The 19,520-nt window shown below is 71.4% G+C and carries 17 protein-coding genes and 1 pseudogene; 6 read left to right on the top strand and 12 right to left on the bottom strand.

The features are described from left to right. Positions 1–36 precede the first annotated feature (36 nt). The gene (glgX, locus tag BS83_RS17540) at positions 37–2,160 is read right to left on the bottom strand and encodes a glycogen debranching protein GlgX (RefSeq protein WP_037604695.1); all 2,124 of its coding nucleotides are present in this window, start codon (positions 2,158–2,160) and stop codon (positions 37–39) included. 474 nt (positions 2,161–2,634) lie between these two features. Here glgX and BS83_RS17535 point away from each other — a divergent pair, with 474 nt between their 5' ends. The 5 genes from BS83_RS17535 (at position 2,635) to BS83_RS17515 (ending at position 8,318) form a co-directional block, all read left to right on the top strand. Beyond that, positions 2,635–3,897 (top strand): SAV2148 family HEPN domain-containing protein, encoded by a 1,263-nt coding sequence (locus tag BS83_RS17535; RefSeq protein WP_037604693.1) that lies wholly within the window; start codon positions 2,635–2,637, stop codon positions 3,895–3,897. An 80-nt stretch (positions 3,898–3,977) separates the two neighbouring features. Then, positions 3,978–4,679, top strand: a complete 702-nt coding sequence (locus BS83_RS17530) for an exonuclease domain-containing protein (RefSeq protein ID WP_037604692.1) — start codon at positions 3,978–3,980, stop codon at positions 4,677–4,679. A gap of 17 nt (positions 4,680–4,696) precedes the next feature. Continuing rightward, positions 4,697–5,182, top strand: a complete 486-nt coding sequence (locus tag BS83_RS17525; protein ID WP_037604690.1) for a hypothetical protein — start codon at positions 4,697–4,699, stop codon at positions 5,180–5,182. A gap of 323 nt (positions 5,183–5,505) precedes the next feature. Next, complete coding sequence (locus tag BS83_RS17520) at positions 5,506–7,695, top strand: MMPL family transporter (RefSeq protein WP_037604689.1); 2,190 nt, start codon at positions 5,506–5,508, stop codon at positions 7,693–7,695. 92 nt (positions 7,696–7,787) lie between these two features. Then, the gene (locus BS83_RS17515) at positions 7,788–8,318 is read left to right on the top strand and encodes a GNAT family N-acetyltransferase (protein WP_037604687.1); all 531 of its coding nucleotides are present in this window, start codon (positions 7,788–7,790) and stop codon (positions 8,316–8,318) included. 7 nt (positions 8,319–8,325) lie between these two features. Here BS83_RS17515 and BS83_RS17510 read toward each other — a convergent pair. The 11 genes and pseudogenes from BS83_RS17510 to BS83_RS48925 all read right to left on the bottom strand — a co-directional run bounded on the left by BS83_RS17510 (position 8,326) and on the right by BS83_RS48925 (position 17,959). After that, positions 8,326–9,074 (bottom strand): annotated as a pseudogene (locus BS83_RS17510) (sirohydrochlorin chelatase). A gap of 12 nt (positions 9,075–9,086) precedes the next feature. Then, entirely contained in the window at positions 9,087–9,998 is a 912-nt protein-coding gene (locus BS83_RS17505; protein WP_037604686.1) for an ABC transporter permease, read from the bottom strand. After that, positions 9,985–10,767: an ABC transporter ATP-binding protein gene (locus BS83_RS17500; protein ID WP_051943230.1), complete on the bottom strand. Its 783-nt coding sequence runs from the start codon at positions 10,765–10,767 to the stop codon at positions 9,985–9,987. The genes BS83_RS17505 and BS83_RS17500 overlap by 14 nt, the downstream gene beginning before the upstream one ends. Positions 10,768–10,899: 132 nt before the next feature. Next, a complete protein-coding gene (locus BS83_RS17495) occupies positions 10,900–12,048 on the bottom strand; it encodes an ABC transporter substrate-binding protein (RefSeq protein WP_037604684.1) in 1,149 nt (382 codons plus the stop codon). 210 nt (positions 12,049–12,258) lie between these two features. Beyond that, a complete protein-coding gene (locus BS83_RS17490) occupies positions 12,259–13,539 on the bottom strand; it encodes a sulfate adenylyltransferase subunit 1 (RefSeq protein ID WP_037604683.1) in 1,281 nt (426 codons plus the stop codon). Then, the gene (gene cysD / locus BS83_RS17485) at positions 13,540–14,469 is read right to left on the bottom strand and encodes a sulfate adenylyltransferase subunit CysD (protein ID WP_408641094.1); all 930 of its coding nucleotides are present in this window, start codon (positions 14,467–14,469) and stop codon (positions 13,540–13,542) included. A gap of 8 nt (positions 14,470–14,477) precedes the next feature. After that, entirely contained in the window at positions 14,478–15,062 is a 585-nt protein-coding gene (cysC, locus tag BS83_RS17480) for an adenylyl-sulfate kinase (RefSeq protein ID WP_051943228.1), read from the bottom strand. Positions 15,063–15,105: 43 nt separating this feature from the next. Further along, positions 15,106–15,837: a phosphoadenylyl-sulfate reductase gene (locus tag BS83_RS17475; RefSeq protein ID WP_037604681.1), complete on the bottom strand. Its 732-nt coding sequence runs from the start codon at positions 15,835–15,837 to the stop codon at positions 15,106–15,108. Continuing rightward, positions 15,821–16,009 carry a hypothetical protein gene (locus tag BS83_RS47590; RefSeq protein ID WP_084713623.1) on the bottom strand — a complete coding sequence of 63 codons (189 nt, stop codon included), beginning with the start codon at positions 16,007–16,009 and terminating at the stop codon, positions 15,821–15,823. The genes BS83_RS17475 and BS83_RS47590 overlap by 17 nt, the downstream gene beginning before the upstream one ends. Next, on the bottom strand, positions 16,006–17,694 hold the full coding sequence (locus BS83_RS17470) for a nitrite/sulfite reductase (protein ID WP_037604679.1): 1,689 nt from the start codon (positions 17,692–17,694) through the stop codon (positions 16,006–16,008). Before BS83_RS17470 ends, BS83_RS47590 begins: the two co-directional genes overlap by 4 nt. A 181-nt stretch (positions 17,695–17,875) precedes the next feature. Continuing rightward, positions 17,876–17,959, bottom strand: coding sequence for a putative leader peptide (locus BS83_RS48925; RefSeq protein WP_332262522.1), 84 nt, complete (start codon positions 17,957–17,959; stop codon positions 17,876–17,878). Positions 17,960–18,295: 336 nt separating this feature from the next. Here BS83_RS48925 and BS83_RS17465 point away from each other — a divergent pair, with 336 nt between their 5' ends. Then, on the top strand, positions 18,296–19,519 hold the full coding sequence (locus BS83_RS17465; RefSeq protein WP_063774184.1) for a YihY/virulence factor BrkB family protein: 1,224 nt from the start codon (positions 18,296–18,298) through the stop codon (positions 19,517–19,519). Position 19,520 lies beyond the last annotated feature (1 nt).

The raw sequence follows: 19,520 nt of genomic DNA, 5'->3' as shown, positions 1-19,520 counted from the left end.
TCCTGCGCGACGTCGCGCTCCACGACGATCCTCCTGTCAGGCGGGGCGCTGCAGCACCATCATCGACCGGTCGACCAGCCGCAGCTTCTCCCCGGCCCTGACCTTCGCGCCGGTGCCCGGGGCGATCGTCCAGGGCAGCGAGGTGTCCACCACGACCTGCCACTCCTGGCCGTGGTTGACCGGGACGACGAACTCCAGCGGCTGCGCGTCGGCGTTGAACAGCAGCAGGAAGGAGTCGTCGGTGATCGGGCCGCCCCTGCGGTCGGGCTCGGAGATCGCGTTGCCGTTGAGGAAGACCGTCAGCGACTTCGCGAAGGAGGCGCGCCAGTCCCGCGCCGCCATCTCGTCGCCCTCGTTGGTGAACCAGGCGATGTCGGTCAGCTCGTCGTGGGTGCCGGAGACCGCGCGGCCGTGGAAGAAGCGGCGGCGGCGGAAGACCGGGTGGTCGCGGCGGAGCCAGACCATGTGCCGGGTGAACTCCAGGAGTTGTCCGGCCGGGCTCTCCTCGTCGAGCCGGGGCCAGCGGACCCAGGAGACCTCGTTGTCCTGGCAGTAGGCGTTGTTGTTGCCGCCCTGGCTGCGGCCGAACTCGTCGCCGTGGGCCAGCATCGGCACGCCCTGGGAGAGCAGCAGCGTGGCGATGAAGTTGCGCTGCTGGCGCGAGCGCAGGCCGAGCACGGTCGGATCGTCCGTCTCGCCCTCGACGCCGCAGTTCCAGGAGCGGTTGAAGGACTCGCCGTCGCGGTTCTCCTCGCCGTTGGCGGCGTTGTGCTTCTGGTTGTAGGAGACCAGGTCCCGCAGGGTGAAACCGTCGTGGCAGGTGACGAAGTTGATGCTGGCGATCGGGCGGCGGCCGTCGTCCTGGTAGAGGTCGGAGGAGCCGGTGAGCCGCGAGCCGAACTCGGCCAGTGTGGCGTTCTCCCCGCGCCACAGGTCGCGCACCGTGTCGCGGTAGCGGCCGTTCCACTCCGTCCACAGCGGTGGGAAGTTGCCCACCTGGTAGCCGCCCTCGCCCAGGTCCCAGGGCTCGGCGATCAGCTTGGCCTGGGAGACGACCGGATCCTGCTGCACCAGGTCGAAGAAGGAGGAGAGCCGGTCGACCTCGTGGAACTGACGGGCGAGCGTGGCCGCCAGGTCGAAGCGGAATCCGTCGACGTGCATCTCGGTGACCCAGTAGCGCAGCGAATCCATGATCAGCTGCAGCACGTGCGGGCTGCGCATCAGCAGGCTGTTGCCCGTGCCGGTGGTGTCCTCGTAGTACCGGCGGTCCTCGGCCAGCCGGTAGTAGGAGGGGTTGTCCAGACCGCGGAAGGCGAGGGTGGGCCCCAGGTGGTTGCCCTCGGCGGTGTGGTTGTAGACGACGTCGAGAATCACCTCGATGCCGGCCGCGTGGAGCGACTTGACCATCGACTTGAAGTCCTGGACCTGCTGACCGCGGTCGCCCAGGGAGGAGTAGGCGCCGTGCGGGGCGAAGAAGCCGATGGTGTTGTAGCCCCAGTAGTTGGACAGGCCCATGTCGCTCAGGCGGTGGTCGTCGACGTACTGGTGCACCGGCATCAGCTCGATCGCGGTGACGCCGAGCTTGACCAGGTGTTCGATCACCGCCGGGTGCGCGATGCCGGCGTAGGTGCCGCGGATGTCCTCGGGGATTCCGGGATGCAGCCTGGTCAGGCCCTTGACGTGCGCCTCGTAGATCACCGTGCGGTGGTAGTCGGTGCGCGGCGGCCGGTCGTTGCCCCAGTCGAAGTACGGGTTGACCACGACGGAGGTCATCGTGTGCGGGGCGGAATCCATGTCGTTGCGGCGTTCGGGGGCGCCGAAGGGGTAGCCGTAGACGGACTCGTGCCAGTCGATCCGGCCGCTCATGGCCTTGGCGTACGGGTCGATCAGCAGTTTCGCGCTGTTGCAGCGCAGCCCCCTGGCCGGGTCGTGCGGGCCGTGCACCCGGAAGCCGTAGCGCTGGCCCGGCTGGATGCCGGGCAGGTAGGCGTGGCGGACGAAGGCGTCCGTCTCGCGGAGCTCGATCGAGGTCTCCGACCCGTCGTCGCCGAGCAGGCACAACTCGATCCGCTCCGCCGCCTCTGAGAAGACGGCGAAGTTGGTGCCCGCACCGTCGTAGGTGGCGCCCAGGGGGTACGGCTGGCCCGGCCAGACTTGCATGGTCCTCAACCAATCCTTGAGAGCGGGCGGGCGGCGGCCACGCCCGGAGCGCCCCCGGAGGGAGCTCCCAGAGGCTGATGCCCGGCCCGACTCGTCGTCATGTCCGTTCTGCATCGTGGCGTAGCACATCGGTTCCCATGACCGACTTGCCGGTTCTTCGCCCGAACGAGTGTCTGTGTCCCACGCTTGGCCTGTTCGTGTCCGGACCGTGTTCGGATGGCGGCGCTCTCCGTCCGCTGGGCCGGACCGCGCGGGCGCCCGCCCGACCGCGCGCCGCGCCGGACCGACCGGGCGGCTCGAACTGCTGCGCGGGGATCCGGAACCGAAGTACTCTTGATCGTCCGGGCTGGCCCGGACGGCCCGCATCAGGCCGCCCGGCGCGGTACCGTGTGGGCGCGGCCGACAGGGCGCGTCGTTCCGGCGCACGCCCCCAACGGCCGGGCAGGCCGGGCGTGATGACGCGGGATAGGGACGGTGAGCTCCGGAATGGTGGTCCCCGACGGGGGTTCCCCGGGGAGCGCGGCGCGGGGCGACGCCCCGACGGTGGTGGCCCGCACCGGCCTGGGCCGGACCGTCCCGCACCAGCCCGGGCCGCTGGAGCCCTCGCTGGCCTGGCCCGCCGCCGCCTGGGAGGAGGCCAGACTCCGGGTCGGCCGCGCCGGGCGCGCGTACGTCTGGCTCAACCTGGTCGAGCAGCGGCTGCGGTCCGTGGTCGCCGAGGTGCTGCGGCCGGTCTACGAGCCCGCCCACGGCGACGACTGGGTCATCGCCGCGGCCGGCCCCGCCGGCGAGGAGTGGGTGCAGCGGGCCGGAGCCGTCCGCGAGGTCAGCCGCCGCAAGGGCTACCTGCTCGACCCGGACGACGACGCCCTGGTGGTCTTCCTCACCCTGCCGCAGCTGCGCGAACTGATGGTGCAGCACTGGCCCTGCTTCGAGCCCTTCCTGGCGGACCGCAGGGAGATAGAGGTCGCCCTCGACGAGCTGGAGGTGGCCCGCCACGTCGTCTCCCGCAACCGGACCCTCTCCGAGAACGTGCTGGCCCAGGCGGAGCGCGCGGCGGCCCGTCTGCTGCTGCTGCTCGACGGCGGCCACCCGGGCGGCACCGGGGGAGTGGCGGGGCTGCGCGCCCCCGTCGACGCCGTCGAGGAGCTGATCGGCGACCGCTACGCCGACGTCATCGGCGTCCACCCGGACCGGGTCAGACTCCAGCGCGACCTGCCGGTGGAGGATCTGCTGGCGGGCGCGCGCCGGCTCGACGCCGTGGGCATCGGCCTCAGCCTGCTCTGCCAGAACTTCACCGGACGGCGCCTGATCGCGCTGGCGGACTCAGGCTGCCGGGTGCGGCTGCTCTTCCTCAACCCCGCCAGCAGTTCGCTGCGCCGCCGGGAGCGTGAACTCGGCCTGGGCCGGGGCGAACTGGGCAAGTCGGTCGAGACGAACATCATGCACGTGCGCCGGGTCCGCTCCCGGCTGCGCGACGCGGGTGCCTTCGAGATCCGCGTCTACGACGAACTGCCGCGCGTCTCCGCCTATCTGGTCGACGGCGACGGCCCTGACGGGCTGGCCGTCGTCCAGCCCTACCTGCGCCGCTCGCGCGGGATGGAGTCCCCTGTGCTGGTGCTGCGCGGCGGCTCGGGCGCGCCGATCAGCCCGGCGCGGCCGCCGGAGCCGGGCCTCTTCCAGGTCTACCAGGAGGAGTTCGAGGGCGTCTGGGCCGACTCCCGGCCGGTGTCCTGACCCCGCTGTGCCGACCCCCTGCGGGGCGTGTCAGTGCCGGACGGGATGATGGTGGTCAACGGGACGAGAGGACGCGCCTGATGAGCTGGTTGCACGACACCTTGGTCGGCTTCGACTTGGAGACCACCGGTACCGAGCCGGCCGAGTCGCGGATCGTCTCCGCGGCGCTGGTGGAGGCGAAGGGCGGCGAGCCGGTCCGGCTCAGGGAGTGGCTGGCGGACCCGGGCGTGGAGATCCCCGCGGACGCCACGGCCGTGCACGGCATCACCACCCGGCGCGCCGTCGTCGAGGGCCGCCCGGCCGTCGAGGTCGTCGCGGAGGTCGCTGCGGCGCTCGTCTCCTACTGGCGCGAGGGCGTGCCCGTCGTCGTCTACAACGCGCCGTTCGACCTCAGCCTGCTCGCGGCGGAGCTGCGCCGGCACGACCTGCCCTCGCTGGAGCGCCAGCTCGGCGGCGGGCCGGTCGGCCCGGTGGTGGATCCGCTGGTGGTGGACCGCGCCGTGGACAAGTACCGCAAGGGCTCGCGTTCGCTGGAGAACGCCTGCGCGCTGTACGGCGTCGAGCTGGCCGACGCCCACGAGGCCGGCGCGGACGCGCTGGCCGCGGTCCGCGTCGCCCTCGCGCTCGGCCAGCGCTACCCCGAGGTCGGCGGGGCGGCCCCGCAGACCCTCCACACCCGCCAGGCCGGCTGGCACGCGGCCTGGGCCGCCGACCTGGAGAGCTGGCTGCGTCGCGCGAAGGACCCGACCGCCGTGATCGACGGCGCCTGGCCGCTGCGCTGAGCACGGGACCAACGGCCGTGGAGACGACGGCGTTGGCCGCCGGAGATGTGCGTTGGGTGTTTCCGGACGCCGAGAGCCCGGGCGAGCTCCTGGCTCTCCTGGGGCAGGCGAGCACCCGGATCGAGAAGCTGGCGGAGCGTCTGGGCGTCCGTCCCGGTTGGACGGGCAGTGGCCTGGAGTTCCATCACGGACACGTCGAAGCGGAGGCTTCCCTCTTCGGTTGCGCGGAAGTGGTCGACGTCTCCTTCGTCGTCGCTCTGGACCGAGGGCGTGGCAGCGAGCCGGGCCCTGGAGTGGCCCGGCGCTGGGAGTTGGACGCGACGGTCTCGGTTCGCTGCGACCACGTGGCGGACTGCGGCACGCACACCATCGAGCGGAAGACCGCGTCCTTCGACGCCGAGCTGCATGCGGCGCGAGGCCTGGCGGAGGCGGCAGCCTGGTTGCTGGAGCGCGGCATCGCCGAGGCGCCCGATTCCTGGCGCGGGCGGTCTGTCGAGGATTGATCGAAGGCGGCTCGGGTGCGGGGCCGGCGGGGGACCGGCCGCTGGGGGATGCTTCGGGGACGGATCTCCACCCTGAGCAGGAGGCGGATCCACCCGGGGGACGAGGTCACCAGCGGCTGGGCCAGGCAAAATAATGTCCGGCAGACCTAAGGACGCCGTGAGTGGCCCCGGGGCTTCGGAACCGACTTGCCGCGCGGCTAGTGACTTTCTTAGGATGCCTCACAGGATACTTACCTGCCGCCCGGCTAGTCGGGTGGCCAGATCGCCCTGCCCACGTCCTCACCCGGGGTGGCGGTGATCCATGCCGTGGAGGGGCAATCGACATGTTTCACCGGATCGGGCGCACAGTCGTCCGACACCCCGTCTGGACGATCGTGGCCTGGGTGGTCGCCGCGGCCGCCATCCTGCTCACTGCGCCGTCGCTGCCCTCGAGCAGTGACCAGAGCTCCTTCCTTCCGAAGAGCTACGAGTCCATCCAGGCGGCCGAGGTCCAGACGAAGGCGTTCCCGAGCGCGTTCACCCCGGCTGCGGTGGTGCTGTTGCAGCGCACCGACGGGTCGGCGTTGAGCCCGGCTGACCTTGCCCAGGCCAAGCAGTTGGCTCTCGCTCTGCAGAACAAGAAGATCGACCAGGTCCAGAAGGTCGTGCCCGGGGCGCCGTCGAAGGACGGCAAGTACGACATGGTCCTGGTCCAGATGGACAGCAAGACCACCGGGCAGCCGGCACAGAACGACGCGGTCCAGAAGATCCGTGACGACCTCCCGTCCATGGTCAAGGGCACTGGACTCGACGCCAAGGTGGGTGGTCAGGCGGCCACCGCGCTGGACCAGCAGAAGGCATCGGAGAAGGGCACGGCCCTGTCCGGCCTGGGGGCGGTCCTCGTGATCATCCTGTCGATGGCGCTGATCTTCCGCTCGGTCATCTTGACCTTCCTTCCGGTGGTCACGCTCTTCCTCCTGGTCGACACGACCGCGAACGGTCTCATCGCGGACGCCACCAAGCTCTTCGGGCTCCAGTCCAACAGCTCGATCTCGCAGATCCTGCTGATCGTGTTGTTGGGTGTCGGCACCGACTACTTCCTCTTCCTGATGTTCCGCTACCGCGAACGACTGCGGATGGGGGAGGAGCCCAAGGAAGCGATGATCAACGCGGTGGGCCGCGTCGGCGAGGCCATTGCCTCCGCTGCGGGTACGGTCATCATCGCTTTCCTCGCGCTTCTGCTCTCCAGCGTCGGTTTTCTCAAGCAGATGGGGCCGGCCCTCGCGATCGCCGTGGCGGTCACGCTGCTCGCGGGCCTGACGCTCTTCCCGGCGATCTGCTCGCTCATTCCCCCGCGGGCGCTCTTCTGGGCGTCCAAGTCCTGGGGGGTCGAGCCGACCGGTTCCCGATTCGAGGCCGTCGGTCGCACGGTCGGCCGTCGCCCCGCTCTGATTGCCGCGATCACGGGCCTGCTGATGCTCGCGCTGACGCTCGGTGCCGCGGGCTTCAAGCCGACCTTCGACCTTTCCGCGGGTGCGGTGCCGAAGACGGCCGAGTCCACGATCGTCCAGAACGAGATCGCCGCTGCCTACTCGGCCGGTGCCTCCGAGCCCACGACGGTGTTCCTGGTCAGCACTGACGGTCAGAAGCTTGACCCCTCTCAGTTCCCGGCCTTTGGTCAAAAGCTCGCCGCGGCCGACGGAGTCGCCACTGTGTTGCCGCCGAAGGTCAGTGCTGACGGCTCGACGGCCGACTTCACCCTCGAGCTGAAGTACGGGGCCAATACGGACAAGGCCCTCAGTGCCATCGTGGACGTGCGCGATGCCGCGCACACGGCCGCGCCGACCGGGAGCAAGGCTCTGGTGGGCGGCATGACGTCGGTCTACAAGGACTTCAACGCCGCCATCAACCACGACTACGGGACGGTTTTCCCGGTCGCGGCCCTCCTGATCATGGTCATCCTCGGCCTCCTGCTGCGCAGCGTGGTGGCACCGTGGTACCTGATGGCGTCGGTGGCCCTCGGATTCGGTGCGACGCTCGGCTCTACGGTTCTCATCTTCCAGAACCTCAAGGGCGATGCCGGGTTGATGTTCATGCTGCCGGTCATCATGTACCTCTTCGTGGTGGCGATCGGGACCGACTACAACATCCTGATGATCGCCCGTCTCCGCGAGGAGGCGCAGGAGGGCCGCGAGCCGCGTGACGCGGCGTCGATGGCGGTCCGCCACGCGGGTCCGACGGTGGCCGCGGCGGGCTTCATCCTCGCGGCGACGTTCGCGATGCTGGCTTTCGGCGGGAACTCCTTCCTGACCGAGATGAGCTTCGCGCTCAGCTTCGGCATCTTCCTCGCCGCCTTCGTCATGGCGATGTTCTTCACGCCCTCGCTGACCGCGCTCATCGGCCACGCCGCCTGGTGGCCCGGACACGCCGACCGCAGGAAGGCGACCACCAGCCGGGTCGTCGCCGGTTCGGTCGGCCTGCGGAAGGACGACGGCGACGCCGTCGGCGAGCAGGTGGACTCCGGCCGGCGTTGATCCGACGCTGAGTCGCCGAGCAGCAGGAGGGGCCGCAGCCGGGCAGGGCTGCGGCCCCTCCTGCGCGTTTTCGCCGGTGCTAGGGTCCAGCCATGCCCGAGCTGATCCCGCCCACCGCCGCCCTGCACGCCTCCTGGCGGGAGGCCCGCGACGAGTGGCCTGCGGGCGCGCACCAGGACGGCACCGGTCTGCGGCTCGCGGGCGATCTCGACCTCGATGCTCCCGAGGGCTTCGCCGAGTGGGTCGACCGCCTGCTGCTCCAGGCCGACCGGTCCCGCCCGGTGGGCGAGGGCCGGGTGCACGCCACGCACTGGTGGATCGCCGCCGACGGCGCGTACCTCGGTGCGATCGACCTGCGCCACTACGTCAACGACTTCCTCTTCGCCGTCGGCGGCCACATCGGCTACAGCGTCCGGCCCTCCGCACGGCGCCGCGGGCTGGCGAGTTGGGCGCTGGGCGCGGCGCTGCCCGAGGCCCGTGCGCTCGGCCTGGACCGCGTCCTGGTCACCTGCGACGAGGACAACACCGCCTCCGCCGTCACCATCGAACGCAACGGCGGCGTCCTGGAAGACGTCCGGCGCACGGAACACGGCGCGAAGCGCCGCTACTGGATCGCCCTCTGACCCGGGTTCAGGCCCCGACGGCCAGCGGCAGGTGCGCGGTTGTCAGTGCCTCGTCGTAGCGTTGCCACAGCAGCTCGGCGAGGTCGGGGGACGCGCCGAGCGGGGCCGCGACGGTGGGGATGCCCGCCGTCGCGGCCTGGGCCGTGATGCGGTCGGGGAGCAGGCCGGGGGCGAGCAGGTAGGGGCGACGGCGAGGCGGCGCAGGCCCTGGGCGCGGAGGGCGGCCGCGGCGTCGGCCACGGACGGGGGCGCGGCGGAGGCGTGGGCCACGGCCACGCCGCCCCAGCCGGCCGTGCGGGCCCAGGCGGCGGCCGTCGCGCGGACCGCCGCGTTCGCGGCCGGGTCGGAGGAGCCGGCCGCCGCGAGCACGACGCCGGTGTCGGCGGAGGGGCGGACGCCCGCCTCGGCCAGTCGGCGCTCCAGCGCGCGCAGCAGCAGCGGTGAGGGCCCCAGCACCTCCGCCTGACGGACGTTCAGGCGCGGCAGCCTGGCCGCCGCCTCGCGCAGCACGCCGGGGATGTCGGTCTTGGCGTGGTAGGCCCGTGCGAGCAGCAGCGGCACCGCGACGACCGGGCCCTCACCCTCCTCGGCCAACTGCTCCAGCGCGCGCGGGATCCGGGGCGCGCAGTGGTCGAGGTAGCCGACGCGCACGTCCACGCCCGCGCGCGCCGCGCGGGTCAGCGCGGCGAGCTCGGTCATGGTCGCGGCGTGCCGCGGGTCACGGCTGCCGTGGGCGAGGAGGAGGAGCCTGGTCATCGCGTCCGCCCGTCACCGGCGAGCCGTCAGCAGGCCGCGGGACCGCAGCACGCGTCGCTCGATCGGGTTGAAGACGAGCAGCTCGATGCCGATGCCGACGACGAGGATGAGAATGATGGTGGCGAGCACACCGCTCATGTCGAGGTTCTCGCGGGAGAACTCGAGCTGCGCTCCCAGCCCCAGGCCGAGCGCGGGCGAGCTGGCGATGAGCTCGGCGGCCATCAGCGAGCGCCAGGAGAAGGCCCAGCCCTGCTTGAGCCCGGCGATGTAGCCGGGCAGCGCGGCCGGCAGCAGCACGTGCCAGATCCCGCGCAGGCCGGTGGCGCCCAGGGTCCGCCCGGCCCGCAGGTAGATCGGCTGCACCTGGTCCACGCCGGCGACCAGGCCGTTGGCGATCGAGGGCACCGCGCCGAGCAGGACGACGGCGTAGATGGTCGCGTTGCTGAGCCCGAACCAGATCACCGAGGCGGGCACCCAGGCGACGGACGGGATCGACTGCAGGCCGGACAGGATCGGCCCGATCGCGGCGCGGACCGGCTTCACCTTGGCCACCAGCAGGCCGATCGGCGTGCCGATCACGACCGAGATCACGAACCCCAGCACACCCCGTGAGAGGGAGGTCCAGATGGTCGAGAGGATGGTCCCCTGCAGCCACTGGTCGTGCAGGCTGTTCCAGACGTCGAGCGGGCTGGGCAGCAGGTCGGGACGCTTGATGTGGGCGGCGTACGCGAGCTGCCAGACCACCAGCACCAGCGCGATCGCGATCAGCGGCGGCAGCACCTTGCCGGTGAGCACCTGCCGGAAGGGAGTGCGCTCGACGGTCTCGGTCTCCAGCGCGTCCAGGCCCGCGCCGACGGACGCGGCGTCGGAGGCGGAGGCGCCGGGAGGGGCCGGCGCGGTCTTGATCAGATCAGTGCTGGACATGGCGGCGGATCTCCCCTCGGAGCTGGTCGGTGATCTCCACCGCGAGGTCGGCCACGCCCGCCGATTCGATCCGGCGCGGCTGGGGCAGGTCGATGGTCCACTCCTGGGCGATGCGCCCGGGGCGGGAGGAGAGCAGCACGACACGCTCGGCGAGCCGGACGGCCTCGCGCACGTTGTGCGTGACGAACAGGACGGAGACGCCGGTCTCGGTCCAGATCTGGATGAGCTCCTCGTGCAGCACGTCGCGGGTGATCGCGTCGAGCGCGGCGAAGGGCTCGTCCATCAGCAGCACCTTGGCGTCCTGGGCGAGCGCGCGGGCCATCGCGACGCGCTGGCGCATGCCGCCGGACAGCTCGTGCACGCGCTTGCCGTGCGCGCCGCCGAGGCGGACCAGCTCCAGCAGCCGCTGGGCCTCCGCGCGGCGCTCGCCGCGCGGCACGCCGCGCAGCCGCAGCGCCAGCTCGATGTTCTGGCCGGCGGTCAGCCACGGGAAGAGCGCGTGCTCCTGGAACATCAGCGCGGCGCGCCCGCCGGGCACCTCGATCGCGCCGCTGGTCGGACGGTCCAGTCCGGCCACCAGGTTGAGCAGGGTCGACTTGCCGCAGCCGGAGGCGCCGAGCAGGCAGACGAACTCGCCGGGGGCGACGTTCAGGCTGATGTCGTCCAGGACGACGTGGGCCGCTGCGCTGCGGCCGAAGGACTTGGTGACGTGGTCCAGCCGGACAGCGGTCTCGGTCATGAGGCCGGCTTCGGTCAGCAGGGCGGTCATGCGGTCACCTCCTGGTTCGGGCTGCGGTCGTGGGGTGGTGTCGAATTGTGGCCGGAGGCCGCTCCGGCCCGAGTGGATCGGGCATCGACGCGGAACGGAGCGGCTCCCGGAGTCATGCGGGTCCCGCGCCGGCTACTGCGCGCCGAGTCCGGCGGCGGAGACGGCCGGCTTGCCCTCGGCGGTCAGGACCTGGTTGAGCAGAGTGAGGTCGTAGATGCCGCTGAGGTCGGGCTGCTTGATGAAGCCCGCGGTCACGGCGTGCTGCGCCTCGCTCTGCAGGGTCGCGGCCAGCGGGTCGTCGGTGACGGAGAGCTCGCTCCAGGCGGCGGCGAGCACCTTGGCGCTGAGGGCCTTGCCGCTGAGCGCCTTGAGCGCGGCGTTGGCGTCCTGCTGGGCCTGGGCCGGGTTGGCGGTGATCCAGGCGTTGGTGTCGACGGACGCCTTCAGCACGGCCTTGACCACGTCCGGGTGGGCCTTGAGGAAGGACTGCGAGACGACGACGTTGGTGGAGACGAACTTGCCGTTCGGCCACAGCGACTTCTCGTCGATGAGCACCTTCGCGCCCTCGGCGACCAGCTTCGACGCGGTCGGCTCGGGCACCCACGCGCCGTCGATCTGGCCGGAGGCGTAGGCGGACGGGGTGACGCTGTTGTCGGTCCGGATGACCGAGACGTCGCCGCCGCCGGTCTTCGGGTCGACCTTGAGGCCCTTGCCGGCCAGGTAGTTGAGCAGCGCCACGTCCTGGGTGTTGCCGGCCTGCGGGGTGGCGATCTTCTTGCCCTTGAGGTCGGCCTCGCTCTTGATCGTGGCCGGGTTGACGACCAGCTCGGCGCCGCCGGAGGTGGCACCGGAGATGATCTTGAGCGCCGCGCCCTTCGACTTCACGTAGCCGTTGATCGCGGGGGAGGGGCCGATCCAGGCGATGTCGATCGCGCCGGAGTTCAGCGCCTCGATCTCGCTAGGGCCGGCGTTGAAGATCTGCGTGGCTATCTTCGTGCCGCCCAGCGCCGCCGCGAACTTGCCGTCGTAGATGCCGATCAGCGGCGTCGCGTGGGTCAGGTTGGCGAAGTAGCCGATGTGCACGGTGCCGGTCGAGAGCGCCGCGGCGCCCGAGGCCGCAGTGGAGGCGGAGCCGTTGTCAGAAGAGGTCGTGGCCGCCTTCGAGCCGTAGCCGCAGGCGCTCAGCAGCCCGGCGGCGGTCACGGCGGCGACGGCGGCGAGCGCCGCACGTCTGGTCGGAACGAAGCGGCGCGAACGGTGCGAAACGGAAGGCTGCGACATGAGAGGTGTCCTCACAGTGATGGGTGGCGGAGATCGGTCGGGCTGAGCTGCGGACGACACGGGGCGCGGGCCCCGTGTCAGCGACCCATCGGGCGACACGGGCCGATGGCTCCGCGTCCCGCCCCGAGCGCGCCGCTGCCGACGCGCCCGCCTTCCTTCGCCATGAGCGAGAAAGCCTCGCCGCCCATCGTGGTGGACCCCTTCATCGGATCAGAACGCCTCTCCGGCCATGCCGGCCGTGAGGGTGGTGCCGTCCGCCTGGTCGATCAGCAGGAACGAGCCGGTGCGGCGGTTGCTGCGGTAGTCGTCCAGGGCGATGGGCTCGGCGGTGCGGAGCACCACCCGGCCCAGGTCGTTGACGTTCAGGCTGCCCGGGTGCTCGACCTGCTCCAGGGTGTCCACGGCGATCGCGTAGGGGATGTCCTTCACGATCGCCCGCACCGTCCGGGTCGTGTGCTTGAGCAGCACCTTGTCGCCGACGCGCAGCGGGCGCTCGTTCAGGTGCGCCACGGTGGCCACGACGTCCTGCGTCGCCTGCGGGGCGGGCCCGGCCGCGATCAGGTCACCGCGCGAGATGTCGATGTCCTCGGCCAGACGCACCGTCACCGACTGCGGCGCCCAGGCGATGTCGCTCTCCTCGCCCAGCACGTCGATGCCGGCCACGGTCGTGGTGATGCCCGCGGGCAGCACGGTGACCTGGTCGCCGGTGCGCAGCACGCCCGAGGCCAGCTGACCCGCGTAGCCGCGGTAGTCCGGGTGCTCCGCCGACTGCGGGCGGATCACGTACTGGACCGGGAAGCGGGCCGGCTCGTCGCTGGGGTCGGTGCCGACCGGCACCGTCTCCAGGTGCTCCAGCAGCGTCGGGCCGCCGTACCAGTCCATGTTCGCCGACGGCTCGACGACGTTGTCCCCGGCCAGCGCCGAGATCGGCACCGCGGTCACGTCGCTCACGCCCAGCGAGGCGGCGTAGGCGCCGAACTGCTCGGCGATCGCCGCGAAGACGGGCTCCGCGTAGTCGACCAGGTCCATCTTGTTGACCGCCAGCACCAGGTGCGGCACCCGCAGCAGCGCGGCCACGGCCGCGTGGCGGCGCGTCTGCTCGACCACGCCGTTGCGGGCGTCGACCAGCACCACGGCCAGCTCGGCGGTGGAGGCGCCGGTCACCATGTTCCTGGTGTACTGCACGTGCCCGGGGGTGTCGGCCAGGATGAAGCGGCGGCGCGGGGTGGCGAAGTAGCGGTAGGCCACGTCGATGGTGATGCCCTGCTCGCGCTCGGCGCGCAGGCCATCGGTCAGCAGCGCCAGGTCGGGGGCCTCCTGGCCGCGCTTGCGCGAGGCGTGCTCGACGGCCTCCAACTGGTCGGCCAGCACGGACTTGGAGTCGTGCAGCAGCCGGCCCACCAGGGTCGACTTCCCGTCGTCGACGGAGCCCGCGGTCGCGAAGCGCAGCAGCGAGGTTGCCGCGCCCTGCTCGGTGATGGTGCTGGACATTTAGAAGTACCCCTCGCGCTTGCGGTCTTCCATGGCGGCCTCGGACATCTTGTCGTCCGCGCGGGTGGCGCCACGCTCGGTCAGGCGGCTGGCGGCGATCTCGGCGATGACGTGCTCGATGGTCACCGCGTCGGAGTCGACGGCACCGGTGCAGGACATGTCGCCCACCGTCCGGTAGCGCACCAGGCGGCGCTCGACGGTCTCGCCCTCCTTCGGGCCGCCCCACTCGCCCGCCGTCAGCCACATGCCGTTGCGCTGGAACACGTCGCGCTCGTGGGCGTAGTAGATCTCGGGGAGCTCGATCTTCTCCCGCTCGATGTACTGCCACACGTCCAGCTCGGTCCAGTTGGAGAGCGGGAAGACGCGCACGTGCTCGCCCGGCGCGTGCCGGCCGTTGTAGAGGGACCACAGCTCGGGGCGCTGGCGACGCGGGTCCCAGGCGCCGAACTCGTCGCGCAGCGAGAAGACGCGCTCCTTGGCGCGGGCCTTCTCCTCGTCCCGGCGACCGCCGCCGAAGACGGCGTCGAAGCGGTGGGACTCGATCGCGTCCAGCAGCGGCACGGTCTGCAGCGGGTTGCGGGTGCCGTCCGGGCGCTCGCGCAGCCGTCCGTTGTCGATGAACTCCTGCACCGAGGCCACGTGCAGGCGCAGCCCGTGCTCGGCCACCGTGCGGTCGCGGTACTCCAGCACCTCGGGGAAGTTGTGACCGGTGTCCACGTGCAGCAGCGCGAACGGCACCGACGCCGGAGCGAACGCCTTCAGCGCCAGGTGCAGCATGACGATGGAGTCCTTGCCGCCCGAGAAGAGGATCACCGGGTTCTCGAACTCGCCGGCCACCTCCCGGAAGATGTGGACGGACTCGGCCTCCAGCGCGTCCAGGTGCGAGAGCGCATAGGGGTTCTCGAACGCGGCGGCGTCCGGAAGAGAGATTGCGGTGGTCACGCCAGTCCCCTCTCGGTCAGCAGAGCGTGCAGGGCGGCGGCGGACTGCTCCACCGTCTGGGTGTGCGCCTCGATGCGCAGATCGGGAGAGGCCGGAGCCTCGTAGGGGTCGTCCACGCCGGTCAGCCCGGAGATCTCACCGGCCGCCTGCTTCGCGTACAGGCCCTTGACGTCCCGCTCGGAGCAGACCTCCACCGGCGTGGCCACGTGCACCTCCAGGTACGCGGTGCCCTGCTGCCCGTGGCGGGCGGCGACGGCGGCGCGGGAGTCCGCGTACGGCGCGATCACCGGGGCCAGCACCTTGACTCCGTTGGAGGCCAGCAGTTCGGCGACGAAGCCGATCCGCTGGATGTTGGTGTCGCGGTCCTCGCGGGTGAAGCCGAGGCCGCGCGAGAGGAACTCGCGGATCTCGTCGCCGTCGAGGATCTCGACCCGGTGGCCCTCGGCCCGCAGCCGCTCGGCCAGCGCCGTCGCGATCGTGGTCTTGCCAGCGCTGGGCAGGCCGGTCAGCCACACGGTGGCGCCGCAGCCCTGCACGGCGGCTGCCGTGCCGGCGGCCGGTGCGTCAACAGTGGTGGTCATGAAGGTCTGCTCCAGAGGGGAGAAGTGGGGGTGGGGTCGGGGATCAGAGGTGGATGCCGCACTCGGTCTTGCCGGCGCCGGCCCAGCGGCCGGAGCGCGCGTCCTCACCCTCCAGCACCCGGCGGGTGCAGGACTCGGGCGAGCAGCCGATGGACGCGTAGCCGTCCCAGAGCAGCGGGTTCAGCAGGATCCCGTGCTGGGCGACGTAGGCGTCCACGTCCTCCTGGGTCCAGCGGGCGATCGGAGCGATCTTGACCTTCTGCCGCTTCGGGTCCCAGGAGACCACCGGGGTGTTCGCCCTGGTGGGGGACTCGTCGCGGCGAAGGCCCGTCGCCCAGGCGTCGTAGCCGGCCAGGCCGCGGTTCAGCGGCTCGACCTTGCGCAGCGAGCAGCACAGGTCCGGGTCCCGGTCGTGGAGCCGCGGCCCGTACTGGGCGTCCTGCTCCGCCACGCTCTGACGTGGCGTCAGCGTGATCACGTTGACGGGCATGGTCGCCGCCACGGCGTCGCGGGTGCCGATCGTCTCGACGAAGTGGTAGCCGGTGTCCAGGAAGATCACGTCCACGCCGGGCAGCGCGGTCGAGGCCAGATGGGCCACCACGGCGTCCTCCATCGAGGAGGTCACCGCGAAGCGGCGGCCGAAGGTCTCGGCGGCCCAGCGCATGATCTCCTGGGCGGTGGCGTCCTCCAGCTCACGGCCGGCGGTGGTGGCCAGGGCCTCCAACTGCTCGGGCGTGTGGCGGGAGAGGGTCTCCGCGTCAGTCTCGGTGGTCATCTGAGCTACCCCCACGTGGTGTCGACGGGGCCGAAAGCAGGCCGAGGAACTTCACAGCGAACGCGCGTCGGCAGGAGGCGCATTCCCAGGCCCCGTGCCCGCCCGTCTCGCTCGGGCGCAGGTCCTCGTCCCCGCAGTAGGGGCAGTAGAACGGTGCGGCGCGCTCGCTCATGCCAGCGCCTCCTCGTCGGCCCGCGCGGTCCACTGGGCGAAGCGCTCGCCCTCCTGACGGTCCGCCAGGTAGCGGCGCAGCACCCGCTCGACGTAGTCGGGCAGCCCGTCCTTGGTGACCTTCAGGCCGCGGACCTTGCGGCCGAAACCGGCCTCCAGGCCCAGCGCGCCGCCCAGGTGCACCTGGAAGCCCTCGACCTGCTCGCCGTTCTCGTCGGTGACGAGCTGGCCCTTGAGGCCGATGTCGGCGACCTGGATCCGGGCGCAGGCGTTGGGGCAGCCGTTGATGTTGATGGTCAGCGGCTCGTCGAACTCGGGCAGCCGCGCCTCCATCTCCTCGATCAGGGTGCGGCCGCGCTCCTTGGTCTCGACGATGGCTAGCTTGCAGAACTCGATGCCGGTGCAGGCCATCGTGCCGCGGCGGAACGGGGACGGGGTGACCCGGAGGTCCAGCGCCTCGAGCCCGGCGACCAGCGAGTCGACCTGGTCCTCGCGCACGTCCAGCACGATCATCTTCTGCTCGGCGGTGGTCCGCAGCCGGTCCGAGCCGTGCTCGGCGGCCAGCTCGGCGACCTTCGCCAGCAGCGAGCCGTCCACCCGGCCGACGCGCGGGGCGAAGCCGACGTAGAAGTTGCCGTCCTTCTGCCGGTGCACGCCGACGTGGTCGCGCCAGCGGCCGATCGGCTCGGCCGGGGCCGGACCGTCGATCAGCTTGCGCAGCAGGTACTCGTCCTCCAGCACCTGACGGAACTTCTCGGCGCCCCAGTCGGCCATCAGGAACTTGAGCCGGGCCCGGTTGCGCAGGCGGCGGTAGCCGTAGTCACGGAAGATCGACAGGATGCCGATGTGGACGTCCGCGACCTCCTCGACCGGCACCCAGGCGCCCAGGCGCTCGCCCAGACGCGGGTTGGTGGAGAGCCCGCCGCCGACCCACACGTCGAAGCCGGGGCCGTGGACGGGGTGGTCCACGCCGACGAAGGCCACGTCGTTGATCTCGTGTGCCACGTCCAGCAGCGGCGAGCCGGAGATCGCCGTCTTGAACTTGCGCGGCAGGTTGGAGAATTCGGGGTTGCCGACCACCCGGCGGTGGATCTCGTCCAGCGCGGGCGTGCCGTCGACGATCTCGTCGGCGGCGATGCCGGCCACCGGCGAGCCCAGGATGGTGCGCGGGGTGTCGCCGCAGGCCTCGGTCGTGGACAGGCCGACGGCCTCCAGCTTCTGCCAGATCGCGGGCATGTCCTCGATCCGGATCCAGTGGTACTGGATGTTCTGCCGGTCGGTCAGGTCGGCGGTGCCGCGGGCGTAGGTCTGGGAGACCTCGGCGATGGCGCGCAGCTGCGCGACGGTCAGCCGGCCGCCGTCGATGCGGACGCGCAGCATGAAGTACTCGTCGTCCAGCTCGTGCGGCTCGAGGATGGCGGTCTTGCCGCCGTCGATGCCCTGCCGGCGCTGGGTGTAGAGGCCCCACCAGCGCATCCGCCCGCGCAGGTCGGAGGGGTCGATCGAGTCGAAACCGCGGTGTGCGTAGATCGTCTCGATCCGCGCCCGCACGTTGAGACCGTCGTCGTCCTTCTTGAACTGCTCGTTGGCGTTCAGCGGCGTGAAGTGCCCGACGGCCCACTGGCCCTCGCCGCGGTGGCGAGTCACCTTGCGCTTCGGCGCCGGCGTTGCGGGGGTGGCGGTCATGGTGCGTCCTTCGGGCAGTGGAACGGGGGCCTGAGCTGGGATTTCCCCGGATTCGGCACTGCGGCGCCGATCCGCACGGGGTGCGTGCGAGGCGCTGCGGCGACCTGGCCGGGGCCGACGTGGATCCGCGCGGCGTCGGGCGGAACGTCGTGGGTGCTGTCGGTGGAGCGGCAGAGGGGTATCAGGTCACCGGACAGATGGCGCTGGACATGCGGCCGAGGTCGACGTGAAGTCGACCGACCAAGGCAGTTCCGGCACCAGACATGGCAGAAGAGTCGCATGCCGAACTTTCGGCCGTCCACCACCATCCGCCATCCGGACAAAACTGTCCCGCAGGATGGGATTCTGCCGGGCTCCATTCCCGCTCCAGCCCGCCTCCCGCCGCAGGCGACGGGATCCTCTCGATCTGCGAGACGAGACCATCCACAATATGGACTTCGGGGATTTCGGGCCCCGTCGCCGTCACCGCCGCCCCGCCGCCGGCCCCCGATCGGGCCCCGAAACGGCCTCCCGGGCGTGTGGCGAGGACCACTCTCCACCAGGAGTCGACTCGGACTCCACCGAATCCGGTCGGAGTCTCCGGGGCCGATAGGTTGGCCCTGTGCAACCAGCAGGCGAATCCTCAGCCAAAGCCCGGCATCGGGCCAGGGTCGGTCGGCGCGCGACGCGACGACGCGGCGGCCGTTCCTATCGTGCCATCGCCTGGAAGCTGATCAAGGACACCACCAACACCTGCATCGAGTACCGGGTCACCGGCCTCGCCGCCGAGGTGGCCTTCTTCACGCTCATGTCCGTCCCCCCGCTGCTGCTCTGCGTCGCCGGCACGCTCGGCTACCTGAGCCAGGGCGTGATCGACAAGCTGGAGGCGGACATCCTCCGCGCCGCGGGGACCTTCCTGACCCCCGCCTCCGTGCACCAGACCGTGACCCCGCTGCTCAACAGCGTCTTCAGCGGCGGTCGGCCCGACCTGATCTCGATCGGCTTCGTGCTGGCCCTCTGGTCGGGTTCGCGGGCGCTGTACGTCTTCGTGGACAGCGTCACGATCATGTACGGCCTGGAGGACCAGCGCGGCATCGTGCACACCCGGCTGCTCTCGCTCGGCCTCTACATCGTCGCGCTGGTGGCAGGGACGGTGATCGGGCCCCTGGTGATCGCGGGCCCGGACACCCTGGTGCGCTGGTTCCCCGCAGTGACCGACCTGGTGCACGCCCTCTACTGGCCGGGCGCGATCCTGCTCTCCGTCTGCTTCATGACGACGCTCTACCACGTGGCCGTGCCGGTGCGGACGGCATGGAAGGAGGACGTGCCCGGCGCGATAGTCGCGCTGGTCGTCTTCTTCGTGTGCAGCATCTTCCTCCGCCTCTACCTGGTCCACTCGGTCGAGGGACCGACCGTCTACAGCTCGCTGGCCGCGCCGGTCGCGGTGTTGCTGTGGCTCGGTGTGACCGCACTGGCCGTGCTGATCGGCGCGGCGATGAACGCGGCGATCGACCGGATGTGGCCGACCCGCGAGACCGCGCAGGCCCGCGCGGCGAACGAGAAGGCCCGCGAGGAGGCGGCGCTCGAAGTGATACGGCGCGCCGAGGCCCGCCGCACCGCCAACCGCAACCGCGCCGCGTACCCGCCGCGGCCCGAGGACGAGGGCGAGCCCGAGGCGCCCGCCGAGTACCCCGAGCGCTGGGCGGACTTCCTGCCCCCTGAGGACGTGCGCGGCCGGATCCAGTCCAAGGGCCGACGGCGCGGCCGCTACCCCTCGCCGTTCGAGGGGCCCGGTGCCGGCGACGAGACGGGCGACGTGGGAGAGGGCGAGAGTCGGCCCCGCTGAC

The organism is Streptacidiphilus rugosus AM-16 (assembly GCF_000744655.1).
Lineage (GTDB): Bacteria > Actinomycetota > Actinomycetes > Streptomycetales > Streptomycetaceae > Streptacidiphilus > Streptacidiphilus rugosus.
Note: the sequence above shows the minus strand (reverse complement) of the source record. Positions and strands in the feature narration are given on the sequence as shown.